The organism is Nocardia anocheti, from assembly GCF_029675105.1.
Classification (GTDB): domain Bacteria; phylum Actinomycetota; class Actinomycetes; order Mycobacteriales; family Mycobacteriaceae; genus Nocardia.
This window is the reverse complement of the sequence record NZ_JAQQFV010000005.1, coordinates 49,482-75,782: the sequence shown is the minus strand read 5'-3', so window position 1 is coordinate 75,782 and position 26,301 is coordinate 49,482. Positions and strand designations below refer to the sequence as shown.

The window sequence follows — 26,301 nt, the reverse complement described above, 5'->3', positions numbered from 1 at the left end:
GCGATTCCGGGCTATCGCGGGGCCCGACCGGCCGCGACGTCGGCCGCGTAGTCGTCGTAGGCGGGGACGTAGCCCCGCGACGGGCCGGACAGTACGTAGAGCTGGCTCTTCTCGTCGGGGGTGTAGCCCTGCTTGCGCAGTTCCACCTTGCGGCTCTTGAAGGTGGAGGTCTGTTCCAGTTCCGCGACCACCCGCACGAACAGCGGTACCGCGTAGAGCGGCAGGCGGGCGTAGGCGGTGTCGGCCAGGGACTTGCCGTCGAACTCGGCGCCGGGGTGCAGGGTGACCGCGGTCATGCCCGCCTTGCCGTCGGTGCCGGGGATATCGACGCCGTAGACCACGGCCTGCTCGATCTGCTCGTCGTGGTCGAGGGCGCCCTCCACCTCGGTGGTGGCCACGTTCTCGCCCTTCCAGCGGAAGGTGTCGCCGAGCCGGTCGACGAAGGCGATGTGCCAGAAGTGCTGGTCGCGCACCAGGTCGCCGGTGTCGAACCAGCAGTCGCCCTTCTTGAAGCCGTCGCGCACCAGCTTGGACTCGGAAGCCTTCTTGTCGGTGTAGCCGTCGAAGGGCTGCCGGTCGTTCACCTTGGCCAGCAGCAGCCCGACCCCACCCGAGCGCACCCGGCGCAGCTTCCCGTCGCGGCCACGCCGCGCCTTACCGGTCTCGTCGTCGTATTCGACCACCGCGTAGGGCAGCGGGCACAGCCCGGCGGTCCGGTCGACACCGAACGCGTTGACGAAGGCCAGCGGCGCCTCGCTGGACCCGTAGAACTCCACCACCCTGGCGATCCCGAAGCGGCGGCGGAACTCGTCCCACAGTTCCGGCCGCAGCCCGTTGCCGACGGCCAGCCGCACCCGGTTGCCCTGCTCCGCCGGGCGGACCGGCTGGTTGAGCAGGTAGCGGCACAGTTCGCCGATGTAGATGAACGCGGTCGCGCGCTCGCGGGCGATCTCGTCCCAGAAGCCGGAGGCGGAGAACTTGCGGCTGAGCACATAGGTCGCCTCCCCGGCCAGCACCGACGACAGCGCGACCGTGAGCGCGTTGTTGTGATACAGCGGCAGGCAGCAGTACAGGGCGTCGTCGGCGCGCAGCCGGACGCCGAGCCCACCGAGGCCGGACATGCTCTTGGTCCAGCGATGATGGGTCATCACGCTGGCCTTGGGCATGCCGGTGGTGCCGGAGGTGAAGATCAGGAAGGCACGCTCGCCCGCGGTGACCTTCGCGCAGACCTCGGGGTCGGCGTCGGCGGCGGTGCGGGCGGCCTCGGCCAGCTCCTCGGCGGACAGCACGTTCGCGGCCGGTTCGGGCAGCGAGTCCAGCGCCTCGGCGCATTCGGCGCCGACCACGTTCAGCACGCTGTCGAGCAGGCCGATGCTGTGCGCGAGCACCTGGTCGCGCTGGTTGTAGTTGAGCAGGCCGACGGTGGCGCCGAGCTTGAGCACCGCCAGCACGGTGAACAGCGTCTCGGGCCGGTTGGTCATCAGCACGCCGACCACCTCGCCGCGACGCACCCCGCGCGCCGAGAGCACGGCGGCGTAGCGGTTCACTTCGCTGTTGGCCGCGCGATAGGTGTAGGAGGTGCCCTCGAACTTCAGGAACACCCGGTCGGGACGGCGGTGGGCGACCCGCTGGAAGTACAGGCCGATGGAGGCTTTGTCCTTGGGCCCCACCAGCATTCCGCGCGCGTTGCGCAGCATGCCGGGCGCTTCCATGGCCATCCCGGGCAGTGCTCTGGCCAGGTCGAACACGCTCACCGTGTCGCGGGCGTCATTGCTCACGTCGATCTCTCCTACCCTTGCGCCGCAGCCGGTTCCAGCGCGGCGAACGCGGCCGCCAGGTCGGTGACCACGATGACGCGGTCCCGGGCCTGCCGGGTCATGATGTTGCGCTCGTACAGTTCGTCGATCCAGCGGAACAGCCCGTCGTAGAAGCCGTTCGCGTCCAGCACCACCACGGTCTTGTCGTGCTCGCCGAGGTAGCCACCGGTCCAGGTCTCGAACAGTTCCTCCAGTGTGCCGATTCCGCCGGGCAGCGCCAGGAACGCGTCGGCCCGCGCCTCCATGATCTGCTTGCGCTGGCGCATGGTGTCGGTGACGACCAGTTCGTCGGAGTCCACATCGGCGACTTCCCGGTGCACCAGGTGTTTCGGGATCACCCCGAGGGTGTGCGCGCCGCCCGCCCTGGCCGCGGTGGCGACCGCGCCCATCATCGACACGTGTCCGCCGCCGGAGACCAGACTCCACCCGCGCCGGGCGATCTCGGTGCCCACGCGCGCGGCCAGGCCGATCAGTTCGGGGTCGGTGGTGCTGGCCGAGCAGTAGACACAGATCGCTCGGCTCACCACTGGTCCTCGCTGCCGAGGCGCTCGATGTCCGGGTGACCCACGTGCTCGCCCTGGATGATCCGCACGACCTCCTCGACGCTGTCGGTGACCTGGATCAGGTCGACGTCCTCGGGCGAGATCTTGCCGGAGGCGGCCAGCGTATCCCGCAGCCAGTCGACCAGGCCCGACCAGAAGGCGGTGCCGAACAGGATGATCGGGAACCGGGTGATCTTGCGGGTCTGCACCAGCGTCATCGCCTCGAACAACTCGTCGAGGGTGCCGAACCCGCCGGGCAGGCACACGAAAGCCTGTGAGTACTTCACGAACATGGTCTTGCGGACGAAGAAGTACCGGAAGTTGATGCCCAGGTCGACCCACTCGTTGAGGCCCTGCTCGAACGGCAGCTCGATACCGAGCCCGATCGAGTAGCCGCCCGCCTCCGAGGACCCTCGATTGGCCGCCTCCATGGCACCGGGACCGCCGCCGGTGATCACCGCGAACCCGGCCTCGGTCAGCGCGGCGCCGATGGCCAGGCCCGCCTGGTATTCCGGATGGTCACGCGGGGTGCGGGCCGAACCGAACACCGTCACCGCGGGCGGCACCTCGGCCAGCGCGCCGAAACCCTCGACGAACTCGGCCTGGATCCGCAGCACCCGCCACGGATCGGTGTGCACCCAGTCGGCGTCCTGACGCGAGTCCAGCAGGTTGCGGTCGGCGGTGCGCACGCCCGGTTTGCGTTCGCGCCGGAACATCACCGGTCCCCGGAACTTCGCCGTCGATCTGACCTTCCCACCCTGCTCGTCCGCGGAATCGGTAGACATGCTCCCAACCTACTTGCCGAGCACCGATCAGCCCCGGGTGAGGTAGGTGCGCAGCATCGCGGTGACGGCGGTGATCTGCGCCAGCGGCACGTGCTCGTCGCGCTTGTGCGCCAGATTCGGGTCGCCGGGGCCAAAATTCACCGCCGGAATGCCGCGCGCGGCGAAGCGCGAGACATCGGTCCAGCCGTACTTGGCGCGCACCCCGCCGCCGCCGTGCGCGTTCACCGAGTCGATGAGGGTGCGCGCGGCGGGCGCGGTGAGCCCGGGCAGCGCGCCCGGCGAGGAGTCGGTGATCTCGAACGAGACCGGCAGCCCCGCGAAGACCTCGCGCACGTGCTCGACGGCCTGCTCGACACTGCGGTCGGGCGCGAAACGGAAGTTCACATCCACCTCGGCGACATCGGGCACCACATTGCCCGCCACCCCACCGGAGACCCGCACCGCCGACAGGCCCTCGCGGTAGACGCAGCCGTCGATGTCGACCTGCCGGGCCTGATACGCCGACAGCCGCTCCAGCACCGGCGCCAATCCGTGGATCGCGTTCTCGCCCAACCACGCCCGGGCCGAGTGCGCCCGCACACCCGAGGTGCTCAGCCGCACGCGCAGGGTGCCCTGGCAGCCCGCCTCGATCCAGCCCGCCGACGGCTCGCCGAGCACGGCGAGGTCGCCCTCGAGCCATTCGGGCAGGTCGCGCTCGATGTGGGCGAGGCCGTTGAACTCCGCGGCGATCTCCTCGCCGTCGTAGAAGATCAGCGTCAGGTCGTGCGCCGGGTCGGTGATGGTGGCGGCCAGGTGCAGGAAGACCGCGTCGCCGGACTTCATGTCGACGGTGCCGCAGCCGAACAGCACCGGCTCCCCGTCGACCTCGGCCGGGCGGCTGGGCACATTGTCGGCGATCGGCACGGTGTCGAGGTGCCCGGCCAGGATCACCCGCGTCGGCAGCCCCCGTCGGGTGCGCGCGAGGACCACATTGCCGTGCCGCAGCACCTCGAATCCGCTGGTCTGCTCCCGCAGGGCCTGCTCGACCAGATCCGCGATCTTGGCCTCGTCCCGCGACACACTGGGGACGTCCACGAGGGCGGCGGTCAACTGGATCGGGTCGGCGCGCAAATCGAGAGTCACATCTCGACAGTAGTACGCCGCGCGGCCCGCACCGGGCGTTCGCGCGAGCACGCACCGATCCGCGACGCCGGACCGACGATCCGGCCCGCGCGCCGAGCACAGCATCGCCTCAGCGAACCCGCGCATCCCCGAGCGACGCTCGGAACCTGACCCACGAGACCGCGAAACGCCTGCTCGAGCAAATATGACGATCTCATGACGACGAACCCGGGTGTGCCCCATCGTTTTTCGCTCGGCTAGCGTTACAGCTGCGTCCCGATCGGGCCGCGCACACATGGAGGGGTTCATCAGAATGAAGTTCGGAAAGATCACCACCGCCGTTTTCCTCGCGGTCACCGCGGTGGGCATCACCGCCGCCACCGCGAACGGTCAGCCCGCCGTGGCGACCGAGCAGCCGGTCGTGGTGGCTTCGGGGGGCGTGACTTCGGGTGTCGCGCACGGCATCAACTACAACACCACCGTCTCGCCGGTCGACAAGACCATCACCTGGGCGGTGGACAGCGGTCGCTTCCAGCTGACCGAGGACGGCACCGCCGTCGCCCTGATCGCCGAGGACGGCGCGACGGTCGACCAGGTGGCGCTGAAGTCCGAGGTCGCCGGGCTGCCGATCGCGGTGGCGCAGGAGATCAGCGCCGACGGCCGCAGCGTCAAGCTGGCCGCCTCGCTGACCCCCGAGGACACCAGCAAGCTGGGCAACATCTCCGAGCTGAAGGACATCAGCTCCTACGACCGGCTCATGGAGCAGGTCAACAAGAACCTGCCGGGTATCGCCATCGGCGGCATCATCGGCGCGTTCATCCCGTTCCTGTGGCTGATCACCATCCCGGCGGGCATGCTCATCGGCGGCTACGTGATGGGTGGCCAGGAGTTCCTGGACGCCGTCATCGCCTTCGCCACCGGTCAGCCCTGATCTGACACGCTGACACCGTGAGGGGTGTGCGGGCCATCGCGGCCCGCACACCCCTTTCTCGTCGGGCCACCGGGGGTAGCGCACACTTCGCGGGGCCGACCCGGCAAAATGGGGGACGTGAGTATTCAGGGAGCCACCGCAGTCGGTATCGCCAATGTGACCTCGGACGGGACCGTCCTCGACACCTGGTACCCCAGCCCGGAGCTGGGCGAGGTCACCGAGACCGGCACCAAGCGCCTCGACGCCGAGGAGGCGGGCGAGTTCGCCGAGCTGCTCGGCGTGGACGCGGCGCGCGGGGTCGAGGTGATCGCGGTGCGCACCACCATCGCGGACCTGTCGGCCGCCCCCGTCGACGCGCACGACGTCTACCTGCGCCTGCACCTGCTCTCGCACCGCCTGGTGCGCCCGCACGGCCTGAGCCTGGACGGTCAGTTCGGCCTGCTCAGCAATGTCGTGTGGACCAACCACGGCCCGTGCGCGGTGGAGGGCTTCGAGCAGACCCGGCTGAAGCTGCGCGCCCGCGGCCCGGTGACCGTGCTCAGCGTCGACAAGTTCCCCCGCCTGGTCGACTACGTGGTGCCCTCCGGGGTGCGCATCGGTGACGCCGACCGCGTGCGCCTGGGCGCGCACCTGGCCTCGGGGACCACCGTCATGCACGAGGGCTTCGTCAACTTCAACGCGGGCACCCTGGGCAACTCCATGGTCGAGGGCCGCATCTCGGCCGGTGTCGTCGTCGCCGACGGCACCGATGTGGGCGGTGGCGCGTCGATCATGGGCACCCTGTCCGGCGGCGGCACCCAGGTCATCTCGGTGGGCGAGCGTTCGCTGCTGGGCGCCAACTCGGGCCTGGGCATCTCGCTGGGTGACGACTGCGTGATCGAGGCGGGCCTCTACGTCACCGCGGGCACCAAGGTGACCGGCCCCGACGGCACCGTGGTCAAGGCCGCCACGCTGTCCGGGCAGTCGAACCTGCTGTTCCGCCGCAACTCCACCACCGGCGCGGTGGAGGTCGTGCCGCGCAAGGGCACCGGCGTGGAACTCAACGCCGCCCTGCACGCCAACGACTGATCGACGCTTCACGAAGGCCCCGTACTCACCCGAGTGCGGGGCCTTCTGCCTGCGGTGATCCAGATCACCGTCACAGAACCGCGCCCTGCGGCATCCCATGGTCGAACGCACCATCCAACAGCAGGAGGCAGCGATGCACATCGTCGTGATCGGGGCAGGGTATGCGGGAGCGGGGGCGGCCAACCGGCTGGCCGCGAAGGTGGCGGGGGCACGGATCACCGTGGTCAATCCGCGCGCCGATTTCATCGAGCGGGTGCGGTTGCACGAGCAACTGGCGGGCACCGGGTCGGCGGCGACCCCGCTGACCGAGATGCTGCGCCCCGGCATCACGCTGCGGGTGGCGGCGGCGGACAAGATCGGCGACGGCACGGTGGCCCTCGACGACGGCACCGACGTCGCCTTCGACCACCTGCTGCTGGCCGTCGGCAGCACCGCGCGGCCCCTGCCCGGCACGATCCCGGTCGGCACCTGGGAGGGCGCCGAGCGGGGGCGCGCCGCGTTGGCCGCGCTGGACGCGGATCGTGTGGTCACGGTGGTCGGCGGCGGGCTGACCGGCATCGAGACCGCCGCCGAGGTCGCCGAGGCCCGCCCCGACCTGCGGGTGCGCCTGGTGAGCGGCACGCTGGGCGCGAGCCTGTCGCCCGGTGGGCAGCGCAGTGCGCGGCGCGGGCTCGCCCGGCTGGGTGTCGAGTGTGTGCGTGGCGAGATCGACCAGGTCGACGGGTCGGGTGTGCGGCTGCGCTCGGGGACGGAACTGGAGTCGGATCTGACGCTGTGGGCGGTGGTCTCGGGCGTGCCCGAACTCGCCGCGCGCAGCGGGCTCGCGGTCGACGCCGAGGGCCGCGCACTCGTCGACGCGCACCTGCGCAGCGTCACCGACCCGCGCGTGTTCGTCATCGGCGACTGCGCGGCGGTGCCCGGCGCGCGGATGGCCTGTGCCACCGCGGGTCCGCAGGGCACGCACGCGGCCGATACGCTCGCCCGGATGATCGAAGGACGTGCGCCGCGACCGTATTCGATGGCCTATGCCGGGCAGGCGCTGAGCATCGGCCGCCGTAACGCGGTGGTCCAGGCCACGCGCGGGGACGACACCCCGCTGCCGCTGTATCTGGCCCGGCGCCCGGCCGCCGTCGCCAAGGAGAGCATCGTCCGCTACGCCGCCCACGCCGCGCGCACCGGCAACGCGCTCTGGCTGCGCGGCCGCCAGCCATGACCCACTCCCACGAGGACACCTTCGCCGAGAACCGGCGGCTGCTGTTCTCGATCGCCTACGAGATCCTCGGCACCGTGGTCGACGCCGAGGACGTGCTCCAGGACAGCTACCTGCGCTGGCGTGGGGTCGACCTGTCCGCGATCGGCAATCCCCGCGCCTACCTGGCCCAGATCGTCACCAGGCAGGCGCTGGGGGTGCTGCGCTCGGCCGCGCACCGGCACGAGGAGTACGTGGGTCCGTGGCTGCCCGAGCCGCTGGCCACCACCGCCGACGGCGGGGTCGAGCACGTGCTCACCGGCGAGGACGTCACCGTCGCCATGCTGCTCGTGCTCGAGACGCTCACCCCGCTGCAACGCGCGGTGTTCGTGCTGCGCGAGGTGTTCGCCTTCGACTACGCCGAGATCGCGGCCGCGGTGGACCGATCCGAAGCCGCGGTGCGCCAGCTCAATCAGCGGGCCAGGGCCAGGGTGCACGCGCAGCGGCACACCGCCATCGCCACGCCCGCGCAGGCGCAGTCGGTGGTCGAGCGGTTCGCGCTGGCCGCCGCCACCGGCAATGTGCAGGCGCTGATGGACGTGCTCGCCCCCGATGTGGTCTTCCTCGGCGACGGCGGCGGGGTGGTGAGCGCGGCGCGGCGTCCGGTGGAGGGACCGGACAAGGTCGCGCGGCTGGTCATCGGGCTGCTCGCCAAGGGCGCGCGGATGGGTGAGCTGGGCGCACGGATCGCCACCTACAACGCCATGCCCGCGGTGGTCACCACCCTCGACGGAGTGGTCGACCAGGTGACCACCATCGAGGTGGTCGACGGTGTGGTCACCGCGCTGTACTCGGTGCGCAATCCCGACAAGCTCGCCACCGTCCGGCTCACCGACTGAGCCCGGGCTCAGCCCAGCAGTTTCTTCTGCACCTTGCCCATGGCGTTGCGCGGCAGGGCGTCGACGAAGCGCACCTCGCGCGGTCGCTTGTGCGCCGAGAGCTGTTCGCCGACGAAGGCGGTCAGCTCGGCACCCAGCTCGGCCGAGCCCGCCGCGCGGGGCACCACGAAGGCCACGATGCGCTGGCCGAGGTCGTCGTCGGGCAGCCCGGCCACCGCGACCTCGGCGACCGCCGGATGCCCGAGCAGTGCGGTCTCGATCTCCCCGGCGCCGATGCGGTAGCCGCCGGATTTGATCAGGTCGATCGACTCGCGGCCGACGATGCGGTGGAAACCGTCGGGGTCGATCACGGCGACGTCGCCGGTGCGGAACCAGCCGTCCTCGGTCCAGTCCGCGGCGGTGGCCTCGGGGCGATTCAGATAGCCGTCGAAGAGCATCGGGCCGCGCACCTGGAGACCACCGATGCTGGCGCCGTCGTGCGGGACCGGCTCGCCGGATTCGTCGCGCAGCCGGGTCTGCACGCCGCGCACCGGCGTGCCCACCCAGCCCGGCCTGCGCTCGCCGTCGGCGCGGGTCGACAGGGTGATCATGGTTTCGCTCATGCCGTAGCGCTCCACCGGTGCCTGCCCGGTGAGTTCGCGCAGCCGCTCGAACACCGGCACCGGCAGCGGCGCGCTGCCCGACACCAGCAGCCGCGCCGCGCTCAATTCCTTGGCCAGCTCCGGCTTTTCGACAATGCGCGACCAGACCGTCGGCACCCCGAAGTACAGGCTGCCACCCGCCTTCGCATACGCCTCGGGCGTCGGCTTGCCGGTGTGGATCACCGGACTGCCGACCCGCAGCGGACCGAGCAGACCCAGGATCAGCCCGTGCACGTGGAACAGCGGAAGTCCGTGCACGAGAGTGTCTTTCCAGGTCCACGCCCACGCCTCGGCGAGCGCGTCCAGCCCGGCGGCGATGGCGCCGCGACTGAGCTGCACGCCCTTGGGCGCGCCGGTGGTGCCGGAGGTGTAGAGGATGAACGCGATGCGGGCCGGGTCGGGCTCGGGATAGGTGTGCCAGGAGCGCGCGTGCAGGCGCACCGGGATCACCGGCAGTTCGGTGTCCTCGGGCGCGGCACCCACCCACGCCTGCGCGCCGGAGTCCCGCAGGATGTGCGCGCGCTCGGCGCTGCCGGAATCCGGCGGTACCGGTACCACCGTCACCCCGGCGATCAGGCAGCCGACCACCGCGAGCACCGTGCGCAGCGTGGGTTCGGCCAGCACCGCGACCCGCTGCGCCCGCGCCACCCGTTCCGCCACCGAAGTTGCCGCACCCAGCAGATCGGAGCGCGAGACGGTGGCATCATCGATGGTGACGGCGTCGGGAATGTCGGCCCCGGCGGCGACGGCGACCGGATCGAGTGAGGCGAGCAGCAGCGGCGGACCGAAAGGCATTCGTCCACGCTAACCCGGTGTGGTCCGGCGCGGTACGCCGCCGTCCGTTGACACCCCGGCGACAGAATGAGACATTCAACGTATAGTTCTCTCACCGATGAAGACGGGGTCAACGATGACCATCCTCGCTCGCCCGCGTTCGCCGAAGTTCGAACCGGCCGATTTCGATATTCGCGACTATGTCGACGGGGCCGCCGCCTTCTACGGCGCCACCGCGAACGTGATCATGCAGCTCAGTCTGGCCCCCGTCGGCTACGGCGTCGCGGAATCACGGGTCCACAGCGGCAGCATCATGCGGCATCCGGTGAAGCGCACCCGCACCACCCTCACCTACCTCTCGGTCGCCCTGATGGGCACCGACGAGGACCGTGCCGCCTTCCGCGCCGCCGTCGACAGCGTGCACCGCCACGTGCGCTCCACCGCCGAGAGCCCGGTGAAGTACAACGCCTTCGACCGCAACCTGCAGCTGTGGGTCGCCGCCTGTCTCTACTGGGGCTCGGTCGACGTCATGCGCCGCCTGCACGGCCCCACCGACGACGAGGTCGCCGACGTCTTCTACTCCTACGCCCACCACCTCGGCACCACCCTGCAGGTCCCCCGCGACATGTGGCCCGCCGACCGCGCCGCCTTCGACGCCTACTGGTCCACCCACCTCCCCCTGACCAGCATCGACCCCACCATCAAGGCCTACTTCGACCGCCTCCTCGACCTCCGCATGCTGGCCGCCCCGATCCGCCTCCCCTTCGCCCGCTTCCACCGCTGGTACACCACCGGCCTGCTCCCCGACCACCTCCGCACCCAGCTGGGCATGACCTGGACCCCCCGCGACGAACGCCGCCTCAACCGCCTCATGCGCACCACCGGCACCGTCGTAAGCCGCCTCCCCCGCCCGATCCGCAACTTCCCCTTCAACGCCACCCTCGCCGACATGCGCCGCCGTCAGCGCAAGGGAAAGCCCCTGGTCTGACGCCGAGGCGACACGTCAGCGGCCACCGCTCGGCCACGGGCCGTACCGCTCTGCCCGGTCGAGATCACAGGGGAGCTTGGTCCCACCACTGGGTGCGGAGGTCGTCGAAGGTGTGGCCGGGCCAGGCGACCTCGACGAGGACGTCATCGGGACCAGGAGTGATCCAGGCGTGGGTGGCGAGGGTGAACGGGGCGCCGGGGTCGGTGGGACGGAACAGGAGGAGGGTGCCCATCCGCGAGAAGTCACGCTCGCCCGCGCGCTCGGTGTGGGCGGCGAGGTAGGCGCTCACCGCGTCCTGCGAGTCGTACTCGGTGTACCAGATGGTGACGCCGTCGGGCTGGGTGCAGATGATCTGACCGCGCGGCACCGGGTCACCCACCATGGCGACAACGGTGCCCGCGCCCGAGCAGCGGGCATCGCGCCAGCCCACGCCCTGGGGATCGGTGGGGATCATCTGGGGGTAGGCCACGGCGATCGAGTGGTGCTGTCCCCAGGGCATCGTAGGAGCCAGACGGTGGGGGCGGATGAATTTCCAGTAGACGCCTGCCATGCCGATGGCCGCCACGCCCAGAACCGCCACCCCAACCAGGAGGACCGAGAGGGTGCGCCAGCCCGCGGCGACCCGGCGGTCCGGAATCGGATGCGGTGACCGGGTGTACGACACGGGGCTGGCGGGCGGCCGAGGAACGGCGCGGGGTGTACTCACGACGGTCGGATGGTGGGGATCGCTGAACCGCGTCGCGTCGGCGGCCGGTCGCCGGTGCGCGGGCGGGTGCGCGGATGTCGCCGACGCCGACGAGCCAGCCGATGTCCACCGATCGCTCGCATCGGGTGAGACATGGCGCGCCGCAGCGGTACCCGCGAACGCCGGACCCTCTCCCGATTCGACACCGCCCGACAGCGCGACAGCGGCCGCCCGCGCGAATTCCGCACAGCTGTCGAATCTTTCGGCGGGCTCCTTGGCCAGCGCCCGGGCGACGATCGTATCGATCCCAGCGGGCAGGCGGACAGCCGCGGACACCCGAGGCACCGGCTTGGTCAGATGCGCGGCGACTACCGCACCGGGATTGCCTGCGGGAAAGGGACTTTCACCGGTCAGCAACGCGAACAGGGTGCAGCCCAGCGAGTACTGATCGGAGCGGTGGTCGATCTCGCCGCCGGACAGTTGTTCGGGCGAGGCGTAGGCGAGGGTGGCGAGGAAGTCGCCGGTGCGGGTGAGCTGACGAGCGTCACCGCGCAACCGGGCGATACCGAAATCGGTGAGCACCACGCGATCTCCCGCGCGCGAAGGCGTCAGCAGGATTGGCGGGCTTGACGTCCCGGTGCAGCACATCGCGCTCGTGGGCGTAGTCGAGCGCCTCGGCGGTCTGGGCGATGATGCCGAGCGCGCGGGCGGGGTCCAGGGGCTTGCCACGGAAGACCGAGGCGTCGGTCCCGTCGACGTACTGCCCGTGTCGCCCCGACCCGCCGGACAGTAGTCGATCCGGCCGGTCGGGAGCGAACGGTGTCAGGCCAGGCGGGCCGCCGCTTCGGCGATGCGTTCGTCGGTCGCGGTGAGGGCGATGCGGACGTGTTCGGGGGAACGGGGGCCGTAGAAGTCGCCGGGGGCGGCGAGGATGCCTCGGTCGGCGAGCCACTCGAGGGTGCGGCGGCAGGGTTCGCCGCGGGTGGCCCAGAGGTAGAGGCCCGCGTCGGAATGGTCGATGCGGAAACCGGCGGCCAGCAAGGCTTTTCGCAGGATGTCGCGGCGGGCGCGGTAGCGTTCGCGCTGCTGGGCCTCGTGGGTGTCGTCGCGCAGGGCGGCGGTCATGGCGGCCTGGATGGGGAACGGCAGCATCATGCCGGAGTGCTTGCGCACCTCGAGCAGTTCGGCGACCAGCTCCGGGTCACCGGCGACGAAACCGGCGCGGTAGCTGGCCAGGTTCGAGGTCTTCGACAGCGAGTGGATGGCCAGCAGACCGGTGTGGTCGCCGTCGCACACGCGCGGGTCGAGGATCGAGACGGCCTCGCCCTCCCAGGTCAGGCCCAGGTAGCACTCGTCGGAGGCGACGATCGCGCCGCGTTCGCGGGCGAAGGCCACCACCTTGCGCAGGTGCTCGACGGGCAGCACCTTGCCGGTGGGGTTCGACGGCGAGTTCACGAAGATCAGCGCCGGGTTCTGCGGGCCGATCTGGGTGAGACCGTCGGCCCGCCACGGCTTGGCACCGGCCAGCAGGGCACCGACCTCGTAGGTCGGGTAGGCGATCTCGGGGATCACCACCAGGTCCTCGGCGCCGAGCCCGAGCAGTCGCGGCAGCCCCGCGATGAGCTCCTTGGTGCCGATGACCGGCAGCACCGCCGCCTGGTCGACCCCGGTGACCCCGAACCGGCGGGCCAGCGCCGCGACGGCGGCCTCACGCAGTTCGGGGGTGCCGTGGGTGGTCGGGTAGCCGGGGACGGCCGCGACCGAGTTCAGCGCGGCCTGGATCAGCGGGTCGACCGGGTCGACCGGCGTGCCGACGGACAGGTCCACCAGCCCACCGGGATGCGCGGCCGCCTTCTGTTTGAACCCGGCGATGGTGTCCCAGGGGAAATCGGGCAGCAGGCTGCTGACCCTCATTCTTCGGCCATGGGGGGCAGCGCCTTGATGAAGGCCGGGTCGTAGTCGACCTTGCCCACCTTGGTCGCGCCACCGGGAGAACCCAGCTCGTCGAAGAAGTCGACGTTGGCGTTGATGTAGCCGCTCCACTGGTCCGGGGTGTCGTCTTCGTAGAAGATCGCCTCCACGGGGCAGACCGGCTCACACGCACCACAGTCAACGCACTCGTCGGGTTGGATGTAGAGCATGCGGCCACCCTCGTAGATGCAATCCACGGGGCACTCTTCGATGCACGCCTTGTCCTTCACGTCAACGCACGGTTCAGCGATGATGTACGGCACTGCCGTTCTCCTAGTCTGTCCTCACCTGCGGGTTGCTCCGCCCCCGAAACCCTATCGCGTGACTCCACGTTACCCCCAGGTCAGCCTGCCCTAACTCGACGTTTTTCTCACCCGATCGACAGCGTCAACGGCACCGGTTTCGCGGCCACCGATCCGTAGGTCGTGGTGCGTTCGCGCACCGGGCGTCCGATGCCCGCGGCGATCTCGGTGAGTTCGGCCACAGTCTTGGCCGAGCCGTGCTGCGAGCCCGCCATCCGGGAGATGGTCTCCTCCATCAGCGTGCCGCCGAGATCGTTGGCGCCGCCGGAGAGCATCGCCTGGGTACCGAGGGTACCGAGCTTGACCCAGCTGGTCTGGATGTTGTGGATGCGTCCGTGCAGCATGATCCTGGCCAGCGCGTGCACGGCCCGGTTGTCGCGGTTGGTCGGGCCCGGTCGCGCCGCGCCCGCCAGGTAGAGCGGGGCGCTCTGGTGCACGAACGGCAGCGGGACGAACTCGGTGAAGCCGCCGGTCTCGTCCTGGATGCCGCGCAGCACGCGCAGATGACCCACCCAGTGCGTGGGATTGTCGACGTGGCCGTACATCATCGTCGAGCTCGACGGGATGCCCAGCTGGTGCGCGGTGGTGATCACCTCGATCCAGGCCGAGGTGGGCAGCTTGCCCTTGGTGAGCACCCAGCGCACCTCGTCGTCGAGGATCTCGGCGGCCGTGCCCGGAATGCTGCCGAGGCCAGCCTCTTTCAGTGCCGCGAGCCAGTCGCGGATGCTCTGCCCACCGCGCGAGGCCCCGTTGACGATCTCCATCGGACTGAACGCGTGCACGTGCATCGAGGGCACCTTGGCCTTGATGGCGCGCACCAGGTCGGCGTAACCGGTGACCGGCAGTTCGGGGTCGATGCCGCCCTGCATGCAGATCTCGGTGGCCCCGTCGACGTGCGCCTCCCAGGCGCGGTCGGCGACCTCGTCGGTGCTCAGGGTGAACGCGTCGGCGTCGCCCTTGCGCTGGGCGAAGGCACAGAACCGACAGCCGGTGTAGCAGATGTTGGTGAAGTTGATGTTGCGGTTCACCACGTAGGTGACCTCGTCGCCGGAGACCTCGCGACGCAGCTGATCGGCCAGTGCCGCAACGGCATCCAGCGCCACGCCGTCGGCGGTGGCCAGGGCCAGGTACTGATCGTCGGTGAGTCCGGCCGGGTCCTTCTCGGCCGCGTTCAGGGCGGCCATGACCTCGGAATCGAGGCGTTCGGGCGCGGTGACGGCCAGTTCGCGGGCGTGCTCGCGGATGGTCTCCCAGTCGCCGAAGGCCCCGACGACCTCCTGACCGAGGCCGGAGTCGCTGCGGCTGTCGGTCTTGCGGCCCTCGCTGTCGATGGCGGTGTTGAGGTCGACGCGGCCGATCGAATCCCAGGACTCGTCGGGTTCCTGCCAGGGCAGGCCCACGGGCAGGGCGTCGGGCCGGGCCAGGCCGGTGGCCGGGTCGGTGAGCGCGTCGACGTGGGCGCCGATGCGCGGGTCGATCCACGGATGCCCGGCGCGCACGTACTTCGGATGCGCCGAGGTGCGCTCGACCAGGGTGAATCCGGCGGCCTCGGTGATCTCGCGCAGCGTGTCCAGGTTCGGCCAGGGCCGCTCGGGGTTGACGTGGTCGACCGTCACCGGCGACACCCCGCCCCAGTCGTCGATGCCCGCGTCGATGAGCGCGCGACAATCGCTGTGCGACACCAGGTTCGGCGGTGCCTGCACCGGAACATCCGGGCCCAGCAGCAATCTCGTCACCGCGACGGCGGCCAGGAACTCGTCGACCCCGGCGTCGGGGACATCGCGCATGGCGGTGTCGTCCTTGGCGCGGAAGTTCTGCACGATCACTTCCTGGATGTGCCCGAACTCGCGATGCTGCTTGCGGATGGCCATGATCGACTCGGCGCGCTCGGTGAGGCTCTCGCCGATGCCCACCAGGATGCCGGTGGTGTAGGGCACCGAGAGCCTGCCCGCGTCGGTGATCGCGCGCAGCCGCACGGCCGGGTCCTTGTCGGGGCTGCCGTAGTGGCAGGCACCCTTCTCGGTGAACAGCCTGGTGGAGGTGGTCTCGAGCATCATGCCCATGGACTGCGCGACCGGCTTGAGTCGGGCGATCTCGGCCCAGCTCATCACCCCGGGGTTCAGGTGCGGCAGCAGGCCCGTCTCCTCCAGCACGAGGATGGAGACCGCGCGCAGGTAGTCCAGGGTGGAGTCGTAGCCGCGTTCGTCGAGCCACTGCGCCGCCTCGGGCCAGCGGTCCTCCGGGCGGTCACCCAGGGTGAACAGCGCCTCCTTGCAACCCAGCGCGGCACCCTGACGGGCGATCTCGAGCACCTCGTCGGGTTCGAGGAACATGCCCTTGCCCTCGGCGCGCAGCTTGCCCGGCACGGTGACGAACGTGCAGTAGTGGCATTTGTCCCGACACAGCTTGGTGAGCGGGATGAACACATTGCGCGAGTAGCTGATGGTGCGCGGTCGGCCCGCCGATTCCAGGCCCGCATCACGCACCCGCGCGGCGCTGGCGCACAGATCGGCCAGGTCCTCGCCGGTGGCGTGCAGCAGAACGGTGGCTTCGTCCACGTTCAAGGTGACGCCGTCGCGAGCCCGGCGCAACGCCCTGCGCATGGCGGCGGGCGTCGGTGGCGGCAGCGGGAAGCTCGGCTTCGGAAGATCGCTCACCCCGTCGATCATGCGCTATTTCCTTCCAGAACGTGCGGTCTGCTGGTCACGGCCATGACCGGCGCGCGTCGTTCGGTCCCGTCGAACGACAACCCGCCGGACGCGCGTCGGTATTCCCGACCGGGTGAACTCGTCGGTCCCGCGTGGAACCATGGGCAGCATGTCACTGCCGCGCTCCACCATTCTGGCCGAACCGGCCTGGCGTCCGAGTTCCAAGGCCAAGCTGCTGTGGGCGCTGGAGAACGCCCTCGGCATCGTGGTGCTGGTCGCCGTGCTGGTCATATGGGTGGTGCTCGACAGCGCGCACCGCAATCTGCAGGGCTTGGCGGCGCTGGTGCTGGTGCTGCTGGCCGTGCTCGCGGTGGGGGTCGTGCCGATGTGGCGTTACGCGGTGCACCGCTGGGAGGTCACCGACGAGGCCGTCTACACCCGGGTGGGATGGGTGGATCAGGAATCGCGGGTCGCGCCGATCTCGCGGGTGCAGACCGTCGACACCGAGCGCGGGCCGCTCGAACGCCTGCTCGGCCTGGCGACGGTCACGGTGACCACCGCGTCCTCGGCGGGCGCGGTGAAGATCGGCGCGCTGGATCTGCCGGTCGCCGAACAGACCGTCACCCGGTTGGCCGCCATCGCCGCCCAGCACCGCGGCGACGCGACATGACCGCTGTGACCCCGGTCGAGTGGCAGCGGCTCGATCCCCGGATGCTGCTGGTGTATCCGGTCACCGAGATCATCAAATACATCCCGGTGCTGCTCGGTTCGGTGATCGTCGGCACCACCAGCGGCAATCCGCTGTGGAGTCTGGGACCGGTGGCGCTGGTCGCGGCCTACGGTGTGGCCCGCTGGTTCACCACCTCCTATCGCATCGATGCCGACCACGTGCAATTGCGCACCGGCATCCTGCAGCGGCGCACCCTGTCGGTGCCACGGCCGCGCATCCGCTCGGTGGACGTGGAAGCCGATCTGCTGCACCGGATGCTGGGCCTGGCGGTGCTGGCGATCGGCACCGGCAAGCAGACCGGCAAGGGCGACGAATTCAAGCTCGACGCGCTCGACACCAGCCGCATCCCGGCGCTGCGCGCGGAACTGCTCGCCCACACCGGAGCCGCGCCGTCACCGGATTCCCCGGTGGTTCCGCATGTTTCACCCCACACCACCGAGACCGGCACCGAGATCGGGCACTGGCGGGCCGCCTGGGTGCGCTACGCGCCGCTGTCGCTGACCGGCCTGGCCATCGTCGCGCCGATCGCGGGCCTGGGCGCCCAGTACGGGCTCATCGATGTGGTCTCCGACTCCGCGCCGGTGCAGCATCTCGGCGACGACAGCGTCTCGATCGTCACCATCGTCGTCCTCGGGCTGACCCTGGGCACGGTGGCGCTGGTGAGCCTGGCCGCCTGCGGGCAGTACCTGGCCACCTGGTTCGGCCTGCGGGTCCTCGACAACGGCGCCACCCTGCACCTGCGCCACGGCCTGTTCACCACCCGCCAGATCACCCTGGACCTGGCCCGTTTCCGCGGCGCCACGCTCAGCGAACCGCTGCTGCTGCGGGCCGCCCGCGCCGCGCAGCTGGAAATGATCATGACCGGGGAGAACCCGAGGCAGAAGATCCTCCCCCAGGCCCCGCGCACGGCCGTCGAACGCACCCTGGACGAACTGCTGCGCACCCGTCGTCACCCGGGCACCCTCACGAAAGCCGAAGTCGGCGTGGGGTCTTCCGAGGCGCCGCCGCGCGCGGACGCCGACCTCGGTGACGCTGACGTCATCGGTGGCTCGGTCACCGGTGCCACGCTCGGGACCATCGAGCTGCACCGACACGGCCCCGCCGCCCGCCGCCGTCGCTATACGAAAGCCGCCTGGCCGGTGGGCATCCTGCTCGTGGCCATGCTCCTCGTCGTGCTGTACGGCAGCGACCTGCCCGGCTGGAGCTGGACCCTTCCGGTGCTGTTCGCCCTGGTCATGGCGGCCCTGGCCGAAGACCGGTACCGGGGCCTCGGCCACCGTGTGCTGCCCGGCACCAGCGGCCCCACCTGGCTCATCACCCGGCGGGGCAGCCTCGACCGCAACCGCGACTGTCTGGAAGCGCCCGGCATCATCGGCTGGACCGTCCGCCAGACCTTCTGGCAGCGCCGCGCCGGGCTGGCCACCGTCGTCGCGGCGACGGCGGCGGGCAAGAAGGCCTATCTCGTCGTCGACCTCCCGCTCGACCGCGCCTACGCCCTCATCGAGGAGGTCACGCCCGGACGGCTCGGCCACCGCTGAGGTCCCGCGACGCCGCGAGTGTCCGGGCGCGGGGCCGCGCGGGTCGGCGTAGGCTGCGAAGAGCTCGCCCGGCCGCTCACGCAAGGGGTGCTTCGTGGACTTCACCGAGATCATCGAGACCGCAGGCAAGGCGCTGGACGGGGCGGGCGTGGCCGCCATCGCGATCGGCGCGCTGGTCGCCACGGCACAGTTCGCGCGCAGCTGGCGCGGCGACTTCGAACCCGCCTACGAGACCTACCGGCGCGGCCTCGGACGCGCGATCCTGCTCGGCCTGGAATTCCTGGTCGCCGCCGACATCATCCGAACCGTCGCCGTCGCACCGAGTTTCACCAGCGTCGGCGTGCTGGCCCTGATCGTGCTGGTGCGAACCTTCCTGAGCTACTCGATGCAACTGGAACTCACCGGCCAGTGGCCATGGAACCAACGCAAGGCGAGCACCTAGCCCGTGCGGAACAGGTTCGCGTTCGAGCGGTAGTAGAGGTAGGCGATCGGCGGGATGACGCCGCAGGCCAGCAGTAGCAGGGTGCGGCCGTTGCTGCCGAGCAGGATGTCACCGCCGGGGCCGCGCGAGGCGGCGACCAGGAAACCGAAGACCCACACCACGATCGGGGCGAAGGTGAAGCCGAGCCGCCCGGTCACCGACTCCATGCCGTAGACCAGCGCCACATTGATCGGGGCGGCCAGCAGCGCCGAGATGGGCACCGGCACCGAGCCGATGTACAGCGGCAGGAACAGCACCTCGACGACCAGCGTGAGCAGCGCGTTGAACAGCAGCAGCACGACGACCAGTCCCGAGAGCACGGGGTCCGGCAGCGAGGGCAGACGCCGCGACACGGCGGCGGGCTGGTCGGTCATGCGGCCGAGTCTATGCGGGCGCGACGCCCGACCGGCCGCGCGGATCGGCACGGCGCCGCGCGTCCGTCGCCGGGCTCACTCCAGCCCGGCGAACAGGTCGTGTTCGAGCCCGTCGGCCGCGACCGGCCCCCGGGTTCCCCGCACCAGCCGGAAGTGCTCCACGGGCAGCACCGGCATGGCGATGTCGTTGGACAGCGCGAACTCCCGGCCGCTGGGCGCCACGCTCACCTGGGTGGCGTGCGCGCGCAGGGCGGCGCGCTTGGCCGAGAGCACCTCGGAGACATCGACCAGGGTGGTCGCGGTATCGGTCGACACCGCCGCCAGCTCGGCCTCCACCGGCAGCCGCCAGCCCGCGGGCAGCGCGCCGGGCAGCGCGTCGACGGTGCGCCGGGCCAGCGCGGCGGTGTGCTGACGCAGCAGTTCCCCATCGGTGACGGTCCAGTAGAACTTGGGCACGTCCCAGCCCCGCTCGGCGGCCGCGGTCACCGCGGCGGTGGTGATCTCGTGGGCGCGGATGTGGTCGGGATGGCCGTAGCCGCCGCGCGGGTCATAGGTGACCACCACGCGCGGGCGCAGCGCCAGGATCACCGCGACGAGCTCGTCGACCGCCGCGTCCCCGGAGCGCACGAAGGCGCGCGGATGCTCGGCCGACGGCGTGCCCGCCATGCCCGAATCGCGCCACCGACCCGCACCGCCGAGGAACCACGGCTCCCCCGCGTCCAGCGCGGCCAGCGCGGCGGCGAGTTCACCGATCCGGTACCCACCGAGCTGGTCGGCCTCGGCCGCGACCAGCCGCGCCCAGCGCGGGCCGATCACCTCGCCTTCCTCCCCGAGCGTGCAGGTCACCACGGTCACCGGCACACCACGGCGCCGATAGTGCGCGATGGTGCCGCCGGTGGTCAGGGTCTCGTCGTCGGGGTGGGCGTGCACCAGCAGCAGCCCACCGGTCTGCGCGGCCTGATCGGTCATGGGAGCCTCCGCCATTGCGCTGTGTCACCGAAGACGCCGATCTGGATGGCACCGGACAGCGAGACACCATCCACCCGGGGACCGGCCGCCGCGACCACGTTGTCCTGCACGATCGGCAGCACCGTCCACAGCTCCCACAGGCGCGGTTCGGCCTCGGCCAGGGTCCGGCCGACCTCGATCCCGCGCAGCGCCTCGTCGATGGCGGGTTGCAGGCCGGGATCGCAGACCCCACCGATATTGCTGGGCGCCTTGCGATACGCCTCGGCCGCCGCGAGCACCTTGCCCTCGGCGTTGGGCGGCTCGGGCGGCGGGCAGCCGTAGCGCGAGGCCAGCACGGTCGCCGGATCGTCACCGGCCAGTTCCCAGCCGACCACGGCATCGATCGACGACTCGGTCAGGGCCTTGCCGTAGAGCTCGTCGGCGGCCACCCCGCGCACGGTGGCGTCGATTCCGGCGCTGCGCAGCTGGTCGGCGGCGGTATTGGCGACGGCGAGGGCGGTGGCGTCCTCGTTGACGGCACCGATCCGGATCGACAGGCCCTTGCCGTTGCGGGCCACCGAACGCGGCTGCGGGGCGGGCGAGGTGGGCGAGCCGGTCTGCGGAGTCTCCGGGGCGCGCCCGAACCCGGCCTCGGCCAGCAGGGCGAAGGCGTCGTCGGTGCTGAGCCGGGGCGGCGCGGTGGCCACATAGCCGGGGCTCGACGGCGGCAGCACCTGGGCGCGCGCGGGTTCCACCCAGCCGCCGGTCTGCGCGCCGACGGTGGCCAGCAGCGCCGGATCCAGCAGGGCGAGTACGGCTTTGCGGACCCGCGTGTCGGTGAGGTCACCGGAGCGGCCGTTGAGCGAGAGTTGCAGCTCACGGGCCTGCGGCATGATCGTGGTCCGCACCGAGGGGATCGCGGCAAGCTGCGCCTGGGTGGCCACGCCACCGTGCACCAGCGCCATCTGCGCGTCGCCGGTGCGCAAGGATTCGGCCAGCTGCGAGGGAGTTCCGCCGCGACGCAACAGGATCTGATCCGGCGCGGCCGGAGTGCCCCAGAAGCGGTCGTTGCGTTCGAGCAGGATCTCGTCGCGACCCCGGTCGACCGACTTGATGGTGAAGTTGCCGCCGGACACCGGAATCCGGTCCACCAGACCACTGGTGAACCCACCGGGCGAATCCTTCACCAGGTGCGAGGGCAGCAGGTTGGCGAACAGTTCACGCCAGGCCGGATAGGGCTGCGACAACGTCACGGTGACCGTCTTGCCACCGCCCGAGGACGCCACGTCGGTGATCAGCCGGTAGCCCGCCGGATCGACCACGCCGGGCTGGGTGACCATCTGCTGCCACAGGAACCGGAAGTCCTCGGCGGCGATCGGCGCGCCGTCGGACCAGTTGGCCTGGTTGCGCAGGGTGTAGGTGATGGTGAACGGCTCCTGGGCCGTCACGTCGGCCGACTCGATCAGCGAGGCGTCGGGCAGCCAGTTCACCTCGTTGTGCGCGGTCGGATTCGGCGCGGGCCGGAACGGGCTGGGCAGCACCATCGAGCTCACCGCGCTGGTCGCGGGCGACTGATCCGAGCGCAGATGTGGATTGAAGCCGATGCCGATGTCGTCGATCGCGACCACGACGGTGTTCTTGCCCGGCTTGGCCTGGGTGGTCTTGGGGGAATCGGTGCTCTCGATCGGCGGTGGTGGATTCGCCGTGCAACCGGCGAGGACCACCGCCGCGGTCATCGCCACCAACGCTGCGCGCCACTTCGCGCGTCTGACCCCCGAACTCACGCTCGGCACTCTACCTGCCCCATCTGTCCGGGGACACGCACGCGCATCCCACCGAAACGAACGAGGGGACGGTACCGAAGCACCGTCCCCTCGACTCGCGAACTACTAGGAACCAGCGGCCGCGCGGTCGCGCGCCTTGCGGCGGGACAGATCGCGGGCACGCTCGTTGGCGCCGAGCACGACCTTACGCACGCGCACCACCTCGGGGGTGACCTCCACACACTCGTCACCGGCGCAGAACTCCATCGCCAGCTCGAGATCCAGGGTGAGCGGCTTGGCCAGGGTCTCCATCACGTCGGCGGTCGCGCTGCGCATGTTGGTCAGCTTCTTCTCGCGGGTGACGTTGATGTCGAGATCCTCGGCGCGCGGGTTGATGCCCACGACCATGCCCTCGTAGGTGTCGGCGCCCGGCTCCACGAAGAACTGGCCGCGGTCGGCCAGCTGGATCATGGCGAACGGGGTGACCGTGCCCGCGCGGTCCGACACCAGCGAACCGGTGTGGCGGGCGCGGATCTCACCGGCCCACGGCGCGTAACCGTGGGAGACGGCGTTGGCGATGCCGGTGCCGCGGGTCTCGGTGAGGAACACCGTGCGGAAGCCGATCAGGCCACGCGAGGGGACGATGAACTCCATGCGCACCCACCCGGCGGCATGGTTGCTCATCTGCACCATCTTGCCCTTGCGGGCGGCCAGCAGCTGGGTGATCGCGCCCAGGTACTCGTCGGGGCAGTCGATGGTCAGCTCTTCGAACGGCTCGTGCACCTTGCCGTCGACCTGCTTGGTGACCACCTGCGGCTTGCCGACGGTGAGCTCGAAGCCCTCGCGGCGCATCTGCTCGACCAGGATGGCCAGCGCCAGCTCACCGCGGCCCTGCACCTCCCAGGCGTCCGGGCGGCCGATGTCGAGCACGCGCAGCGACACGTTGCCGATCAGTTCCTGGTCCAGGCGCGACTTCACCATGCGGGCGGTGAGCTTGTGCCCCTGCACCCGGCCGACCAGCGGCGAGGTGTTGGTGCCGATGACCACCGAGATGGCGGGCTCGTCGACGGAGATGCGCGGCAGCGCCACCGGGTTGTCGATGTCGGCGAGGGTGTCGCCGATCATGATGTCGGGGATACCGGCGATGGCGACGATGTCACCGGCAACGGCGACCTCGCCCGGCTGACGCTCGACACCGATGGTCTGCAGCAGCTCGGTGATCTTGACCTGCTTGGCGCCGTCGGCGTTGATCCAGGTGACGTTCTGGCCCTTGCGCAGCTCGCCGTTGTGCACGCGGACCAGGGCGAGACGGCCGAGGAAGGCCGAGGCGTCGAGGTTGGTGACGTGGGCCTGCAGCGGCGCGTCGGCGTTGCCCTTGGGCGCCGGGATGTTGTTGAGCAGCACGTCGAACAGCGCGTCGAGGTTCTCCGCGTCGGGCGCCTGACCGTTCTCCGGACGCTCCTTGGAGGCCTTGCCCTCACGGCCGGAGGCGTAGAGGACCGGCAGGTCCAGCGCCAGTTCGGCGGCTTCGGCGGCCTCGTCGTCGAGGTCGGAGGCCAGGTCGAGCAGCAGGTCGTGCGACTCCTCGACGACCTCCTCGATCCGGGCGTCGGGACGGTCGGTCTTGTTGACGACCAGGATCACCGGCAGCTTGGCCGAGAGCGCCTTGCGCAGCACGAAGCGGGTCTGCGGCAGCGGGCCCTCGGACGCGTCGACGAGCAGCACCACGCCGTCGACCATGGACAGGCCGCGCTCGACCTCGCCACCGAAGTCGGCGTGGCCGGGGGTGTCGATCACATTGATGACGGTGACGGAACCGTCGGGGTGGTGCCGGTGCACCGCGGTGTTCTTGGCGAGAATGGTGATGCCCTTCTCGCGCTCGAGGTCACCGGAGTCCATGACCCGATCGACCAGCTCGGCTCGCTCAGCGAACGCGCCCGACTGACGAAGCATGGCGTCGACCAGCGTCGTCTTGCCGTGGTCGACGTGGGCCACGATGGCGACGTTGCGAAAATCGCGTGTAGACGACACGCCTCAATCCTCCTGCATGTTGGTGTATTGGCGCGCATTCAACTGGCATCGCGGCCTGTTACACCCTACCGGTACCCCGGTGGCCCACACGTGTCAGGCTTTGTACTGAGGCTAGGCTAACCCCCATGGGCAAGGTGAAGGCCAAGAAGGTGTCGAGCCTGAAACCGAAGAAGAAGTGCTGCAGAAAGAAGACGCGCTGCTTCAAGTGTCCCGTCGTCATCATGCGGATGAAGAAGGCCGAGGCCGCCGGAATATGCGGCAAAGATCTCAAAAAAGCGCTGAAGAAAGCGCGTGCCGCCTGACCCTGTGACGACGGGCGATGCGCCATGCCCGGAACAGGCGTAGAACTGCGGACATGGGTACTCCGAAACCGGCACTGCTCAGCGACCCCGAGATCACCATCGCCCTGGCCACCCTGCCGGAGTGGTCCCACGAGGGCGACACGCTCACCCGCACGGTCGACGCGCCGAGTTTCCTGGCGGGCATCGAGTTCGTGCGCAGGATCGCGGCGGCGGCCGAGGCGGCCGATCACCATCCCGATATCGATATCCGCTGGCGCACGCTGCGTTTCACGCTCAGCACGCATTCGGCGGGCGGGATCACCGCGAAGGACACGGCGCTGGCGCACAGCATCGACGAGATCGTCGGCTGACTAGCGGTTCGCCGCCACCTCGACCGGCTCGCGGCCGAGCGAGCGCACCTGCGCGCGCAGGGTGTCGCGCCCGTGCCAGATCAGCCAGCCCAGCAGCACGAACACCCCGATCGCGTCGACCGCGCCCAGCCAGGCCAGCGGCCACGGCCGCGGGATGGTCCAGATGGTCGGCTGCGCGAAGGAGAGCACCCACGGCACGCCGACCAGCATCGTCAGCACCCAGAACCCGGCGATGATCCGCGCCATCCGCTGCTCGCGCAGCGGCCCGTAGAGCAGCCACAGCGAGGTGGGAATCAACCACACCCAGTGGTGCGACCAGGAGATCGGCGAGATCATCAGCCCGAACAGTTGCACCAGCACCAGCGTGCCGAGCCGGTCGTCGGGGCCGAGGGTGCGCCAGGCCAGCAGCGCGAGCACCGCGGTGAGCAGCACCGCCGCGATCCACCACGGCCCGGATTCCACATCGTGGCCCAGGATCCGGCTGATGGTCCCGCGCAGCGACTGGTTCCACACCGAGCCCACCGGCCCGATCCGGTCGGCGTCACCGAGCAGGGTGCCGAAGTAGCGCCGCGCCTCGTGCGCGTTGATCAGGAAGCTCACCGCGACGGTCAGCCCGAAGGCCGCCGCCGACCACAGCACCGTCGCCCAGCGGCGCCGGGCCACGAAGTAGAGGCCGGTGATCGCCGGGGTCAGCTTGATGCCCGCGATCACGCCGACCAGCGTGCCCGAGATCCACCACCGCGCGCTGCGCACCGCCAGCATCGCGCCGAACACCAGGAACACATTGACCTGGCCGTAGTCGATGGTCGTGCGCACCGGCTCGAGCCACACACCCAGCGCCGTCCAGCCCACCGCGAGGGTGATCCACCGGGTCTGCCGGGCGCGCTCGGCACCGACCAGCAGTTCCAGGCTGATCCGGATCACGCCGTAGAGCGCGGCCACCGTCGCCAGCATCCAACCGACCGCCACCAGCGTGAACGGCAGATAGTGCAGCGGGAAGAAGACCAGCGCCGCGAAGGGCGGATAGGTGAACGGCAGCGGGAAGTCCGGCGTCACCTCCGAATAGGTGAAGTCGTAGAGCCGATCGGTGAGCAGCGAGGCCGAGCCGTCCACGTAGACGTGCAGGTCGACGACGTTGAGGCCGTTCGGCGCGAACAGCATCCAGCCCAGGCGGGCCAGCACGGACAGTCCGAGCAGCACGAGCGCCCATCGGAGATGTCTGTTCGATGCCATGGTGAGACAACCTTAACCGGGCTCGTGCGCGCGCCTACGCGCACGGGTTGACCAGCCACCCGCACACCCCTCGACACCATCGGTAACAGTTGCATCAACATCCCCATCTGTAACACGCACCGGGGTTAGCGTCGATGAACACGGTTTCGGGTCCGGACACGACATCGGGCCGGGCGGCTGTACAACACAGCGGCGTTGTCCCTAGAGTGA

General features: G+C 70.3%; 24 protein-coding genes. 10 read left to right on the top strand and 14 right to left on the bottom strand.

Translation table 11 applies throughout. The features are described from left to right. Positions 1–11 precede the first annotated feature (11 nt). From QC180_RS14315 to dapE, 4 genes are read right to left on the bottom strand one after another with little or no spacing between them, the layout of a single operon-like run. Entirely contained in the window at positions 12–1,778 is a 1,767-nt protein-coding gene (locus QC180_RS14315; RefSeq protein WP_278263222.1) for a long-chain-acyl-CoA synthetase, read from the bottom strand. Between the two features lie 11 nt (positions 1,779–1,789). Further along, positions 1,790–2,344 (bottom strand): LOG family protein, encoded by a 555-nt coding sequence (locus QC180_RS14310; protein ID WP_278263221.1) that lies wholly within the window; start codon positions 2,342–2,344, stop codon positions 1,790–1,792. After that, positions 2,338–3,144 (bottom strand): LOG family protein, encoded by an 807-nt coding sequence (locus tag QC180_RS14305; protein WP_474646445.1) that lies wholly within the window; start codon positions 3,142–3,144, stop codon positions 2,338–2,340. Before QC180_RS14305 ends, QC180_RS14310 begins: the two co-directional genes overlap by 7 nt. Before the next feature lie 27 nt (positions 3,145–3,171). Beyond that, on the bottom strand, positions 3,172–4,266 hold the full coding sequence (gene dapE, locus QC180_RS14300; RefSeq protein ID WP_278263220.1) for a succinyl-diaminopimelate desuccinylase: 1,095 nt from the start codon (positions 4,264–4,266) through the stop codon (positions 3,172–3,174). 292 nt (positions 4,267–4,558) lie between these two features. Here dapE and QC180_RS14295 point away from each other — a divergent pair, with 292 nt between their 5' ends. The 4 genes from QC180_RS14295 (at position 4,559) to QC180_RS14280 (ending at position 8,332) form a co-directional block, all read left to right on the top strand. Then, positions 4,559–5,176 carry a DUF8020 domain-containing protein gene (locus tag QC180_RS14295; protein WP_278263219.1) on the top strand — a complete coding sequence of 206 codons (618 nt, stop codon included), beginning with the start codon at positions 4,559–4,561 and terminating at the stop codon, positions 5,174–5,176. A 117-nt stretch (positions 5,177–5,293) separates the two neighbouring features. After that, positions 5,294–6,244, top strand: coding sequence for a 2,3,4,5-tetrahydropyridine-2,6-dicarboxylate N-succinyltransferase (gene dapD, locus QC180_RS14290; protein ID WP_278263218.1), 951 nt, complete (start codon positions 5,294–5,296; stop codon positions 6,242–6,244). 133 nt (positions 6,245–6,377) lie between these two features. Continuing rightward, on the top strand, positions 6,378–7,457 hold the full coding sequence (locus QC180_RS14285) for an NAD(P)/FAD-dependent oxidoreductase (protein WP_278263217.1): 1,080 nt from the start codon (positions 6,378–6,380) through the stop codon (positions 7,455–7,457). Beyond that, the gene (locus tag QC180_RS14280; protein WP_278263216.1) at positions 7,454–8,332 is read left to right on the top strand and encodes an RNA polymerase sigma-70 factor; all 879 of its coding nucleotides are present in this window, start codon (positions 7,454–7,456) and stop codon (positions 8,330–8,332) included. Before QC180_RS14285 ends, QC180_RS14280 begins: the two co-directional genes overlap by 4 nt. A gap of 8 nt (positions 8,333–8,340) precedes the next feature. Here QC180_RS14280 and QC180_RS14275 read toward each other — a convergent pair whose 3' ends face one another. Beyond that, positions 8,341–9,768, bottom strand: coding sequence for an acyl-CoA synthetase (locus QC180_RS14275; protein WP_278263215.1), 1,428 nt, complete (start codon positions 9,766–9,768; stop codon positions 8,341–8,343). Positions 9,769–9,883: 115 nt separating this feature from the next. Here QC180_RS14275 and QC180_RS14270 point away from each other — a divergent pair, with 115 nt between their 5' ends. Then, positions 9,884–10,735 (top strand): oxygenase MpaB family protein, encoded by an 852-nt coding sequence (locus QC180_RS14270; protein WP_278263214.1) that lies wholly within the window; start codon positions 9,884–9,886, stop codon positions 10,733–10,735. 64 nt (positions 10,736–10,799) lie between these two features. On the opposite strand, the gene QC180_RS14265 is transcribed toward QC180_RS14270, so the two are convergent. The 4 genes from QC180_RS14265 to QC180_RS14250 all read right to left on the bottom strand — a co-directional run bounded on the left by QC180_RS14265 (position 10,800) and on the right by QC180_RS14250 (position 16,362). After that, positions 10,800–12,005, bottom strand: a complete 1,206-nt coding sequence (locus QC180_RS14265; RefSeq protein ID WP_278263213.1) for a serine/threonine-protein kinase — start codon at positions 12,003–12,005, stop codon at positions 10,800–10,802. 237 nt (positions 12,006–12,242) lie between these two features. Next, positions 12,243–13,334, bottom strand: a complete 1,092-nt coding sequence (gene dapC / locus QC180_RS14260; RefSeq protein WP_278263212.1) for a succinyldiaminopimelate transaminase — start codon at positions 13,332–13,334, stop codon at positions 12,243–12,245. Next, positions 13,331–13,654 (bottom strand): ferredoxin, encoded by a 324-nt coding sequence (gene fdxA, locus QC180_RS14255; protein ID WP_022566345.1) that lies wholly within the window; start codon positions 13,652–13,654, stop codon positions 13,331–13,333. The genes dapC and fdxA overlap by 4 nt, the downstream gene beginning before the upstream one ends. A 107-nt stretch (positions 13,655–13,761) precedes the next feature. Further along, positions 13,762–16,362, bottom strand: coding sequence for a bifunctional FO biosynthesis protein CofGH (locus QC180_RS14250; RefSeq protein ID WP_278263211.1), 2,601 nt, complete (start codon positions 16,360–16,362; stop codon positions 13,762–13,764). A gap of 148 nt (positions 16,363–16,510) precedes the next feature. On the opposite strand from QC180_RS14250, the gene QC180_RS14245 reads away from it, so the two are divergent. The 3 genes from QC180_RS14245 (at position 16,511) to QC180_RS14235 (ending at position 19,051) form a co-directional block, all read left to right on the top strand. Further along, on the top strand, positions 16,511–17,011 hold the full coding sequence (locus QC180_RS14245; RefSeq protein WP_278263210.1) for a PH domain-containing protein: 501 nt from the start codon (positions 16,511–16,513) through the stop codon (positions 17,009–17,011). After that, the gene (locus QC180_RS14240; RefSeq protein ID WP_278263209.1) at positions 17,008–18,609 is read left to right on the top strand and encodes a PH domain-containing protein; all 1,602 of its coding nucleotides are present in this window, start codon (positions 17,008–17,010) and stop codon (positions 18,607–18,609) included. The genes QC180_RS14245 and QC180_RS14240 overlap by 4 nt, the downstream gene beginning before the upstream one ends. A 94-nt stretch (positions 18,610–18,703) precedes the next feature. Then, positions 18,704–19,051, top strand: a complete 348-nt coding sequence (locus QC180_RS14235; RefSeq protein WP_278263208.1) for a DUF1622 domain-containing protein — start codon at positions 18,704–18,706, stop codon at positions 19,049–19,051. Here the strand turns inward: QC180_RS14235 and QC180_RS14230 are convergent. From QC180_RS14230 to typA, 4 genes are all read right to left on the bottom strand, one after another. Then, positions 19,048–19,464, bottom strand: a complete 417-nt coding sequence (locus QC180_RS14230; protein ID WP_278263207.1) for a hypothetical protein — start codon at positions 19,462–19,464, stop codon at positions 19,048–19,050. The two genes, QC180_RS14235 and QC180_RS14230, sit on opposite strands and share 4 nt — an antisense overlap. 75 nt (positions 19,465–19,539) lie before the next feature. Then, positions 19,540–20,433, bottom strand: a complete 894-nt coding sequence (mshB, locus tag QC180_RS14225) for an N-acetyl-1-D-myo-inositol-2-amino-2-deoxy-alpha-D-glucopyranoside deacetylase (RefSeq protein ID WP_278263206.1) — start codon at positions 20,431–20,433, stop codon at positions 19,540–19,542. Beyond that, positions 20,430–22,148 (bottom strand): ABC transporter family substrate-binding protein, encoded by a 1,719-nt coding sequence (locus QC180_RS14220; RefSeq protein ID WP_278263650.1) that lies wholly within the window; start codon positions 22,146–22,148, stop codon positions 20,430–20,432. The genes mshB and QC180_RS14220 overlap by 4 nt, the downstream gene beginning before the upstream one ends. A gap of 153 nt (positions 22,149–22,301) precedes the next feature. After that, on the bottom strand, positions 22,302–24,206 hold the full coding sequence (gene typA / locus QC180_RS14215; protein WP_278263205.1) for a translational GTPase TypA: 1,905 nt from the start codon (positions 24,204–24,206) through the stop codon (positions 22,302–22,304). A gap of 125 nt (positions 24,207–24,331) precedes the next feature. Between typA and QC180_RS14210 the strand changes: the two genes are divergently transcribed. Further along, complete coding sequence (locus QC180_RS14210) at positions 24,332–24,508, top strand: hypothetical protein (protein WP_278263204.1); 177 nt, start codon at positions 24,332–24,334, stop codon at positions 24,506–24,508. A gap of 53 nt (positions 24,509–24,561) precedes the next feature. Further along, positions 24,562–24,858, top strand: coding sequence for a 4a-hydroxytetrahydrobiopterin dehydratase (locus QC180_RS14205; protein ID WP_278263203.1), 297 nt, complete (start codon positions 24,562–24,564; stop codon positions 24,856–24,858). Here QC180_RS14205 and QC180_RS14200 read toward each other — a convergent pair whose 3' ends face one another. Continuing rightward, a complete protein-coding gene (locus tag QC180_RS14200) occupies positions 24,859–26,091 on the bottom strand; it encodes a mannosyltransferase (RefSeq protein ID WP_278263202.1) in 1,233 nt (410 codons plus the stop codon). Between the last annotated feature and the right edge of the window lie 210 nt (positions 26,092–26,301).

Coding starts and splice junctions, on each gene's coding strand:
- QC180_RS14205 (WP_278263203.1), top strand. CDS start 24,562: ATGGGTACTCCGAAACCGGCACTGCTCAGCGACCCCGAGATCACCATC.
- QC180_RS14250 (WP_278263211.1), bottom strand. CDS start 16,362: ATGATCGACGGGGTGAGCGATCTTCCGAAGCCGAGCTTCCCGCTGCCG.
- QC180_RS14270 (WP_278263214.1), top strand. CDS start 9,884: ATGACCATCCTCGCTCGCCCGCGTTCGCCGAAGTTCGAACCGGCCGAT.
- QC180_RS14295 (WP_278263219.1), top strand. CDS start 4,559: ATGAAGTTCGGAAAGATCACCACCGCCGTTTTCCTCGCGGTCACCGCG.
- QC180_RS14280 (WP_278263216.1), top strand. CDS start 7,454: ATGACCCACTCCCACGAGGACACCTTCGCCGAGAACCGGCGGCTGCTG.
- QC180_RS14230 (WP_278263207.1), bottom strand. CDS start 19,464: ATGACCGACCAGCCCGCCGCCGTGTCGCGGCGTCTGCCCTCGCTGCCG.
- QC180_RS14240 (WP_278263209.1), top strand. CDS start 17,008: ATGACCGCTGTGACCCCGGTCGAGTGGCAGCGGCTCGATCCCCGGATG.
- QC180_RS14220 (WP_278263650.1), bottom strand. CDS start 22,148: ATGACCGCGGCGGTGGTCCTCGCCGGTTGCACGGCGAATCCACCACCG.
- QC180_RS14285 (WP_278263217.1), top strand. CDS start 6,378: ATGCACATCGTCGTGATCGGGGCAGGGTATGCGGGAGCGGGGGCGGCC.
- QC180_RS14210 (WP_278263204.1), top strand. CDS start 24,332: ATGGGCAAGGTGAAGGCCAAGAAGGTGTCGAGCCTGAAACCGAAGAAG.
- dapC (WP_278263212.1), bottom strand. CDS start 13,334: ATGAGGGTCAGCAGCCTGCTGCCCGATTTCCCCTGGGACACCATCGCC.
- QC180_RS14245 (WP_278263210.1), top strand. CDS start 16,511: ATGTCACTGCCGCGCTCCACCATTCTGGCCGAACCGGCCTGGCGTCCG.
- QC180_RS14275 (WP_278263215.1), bottom strand. CDS start 9,768: ATGCCTTTCGGTCCGCCGCTGCTGCTCGCCTCACTCGATCCGGTCGCC.
- mshB (WP_278263206.1), bottom strand. CDS start 20,433: ATGACCGATCAGGCCGCGCAGACCGGTGGGCTGCTGCTGGTGCACGCC.
- QC180_RS14305 (WP_474646445.1), bottom strand. CDS start 3,144: ATGTCTACCGATTCCGCGGACGAGCAGGGTGGGAAGGTCAGATCGACG.
- QC180_RS14200 (WP_278263202.1), bottom strand. CDS start 26,091: ATGGCATCGAACAGACATCTCCGATGGGCGCTCGTGCTGCTCGGACTG.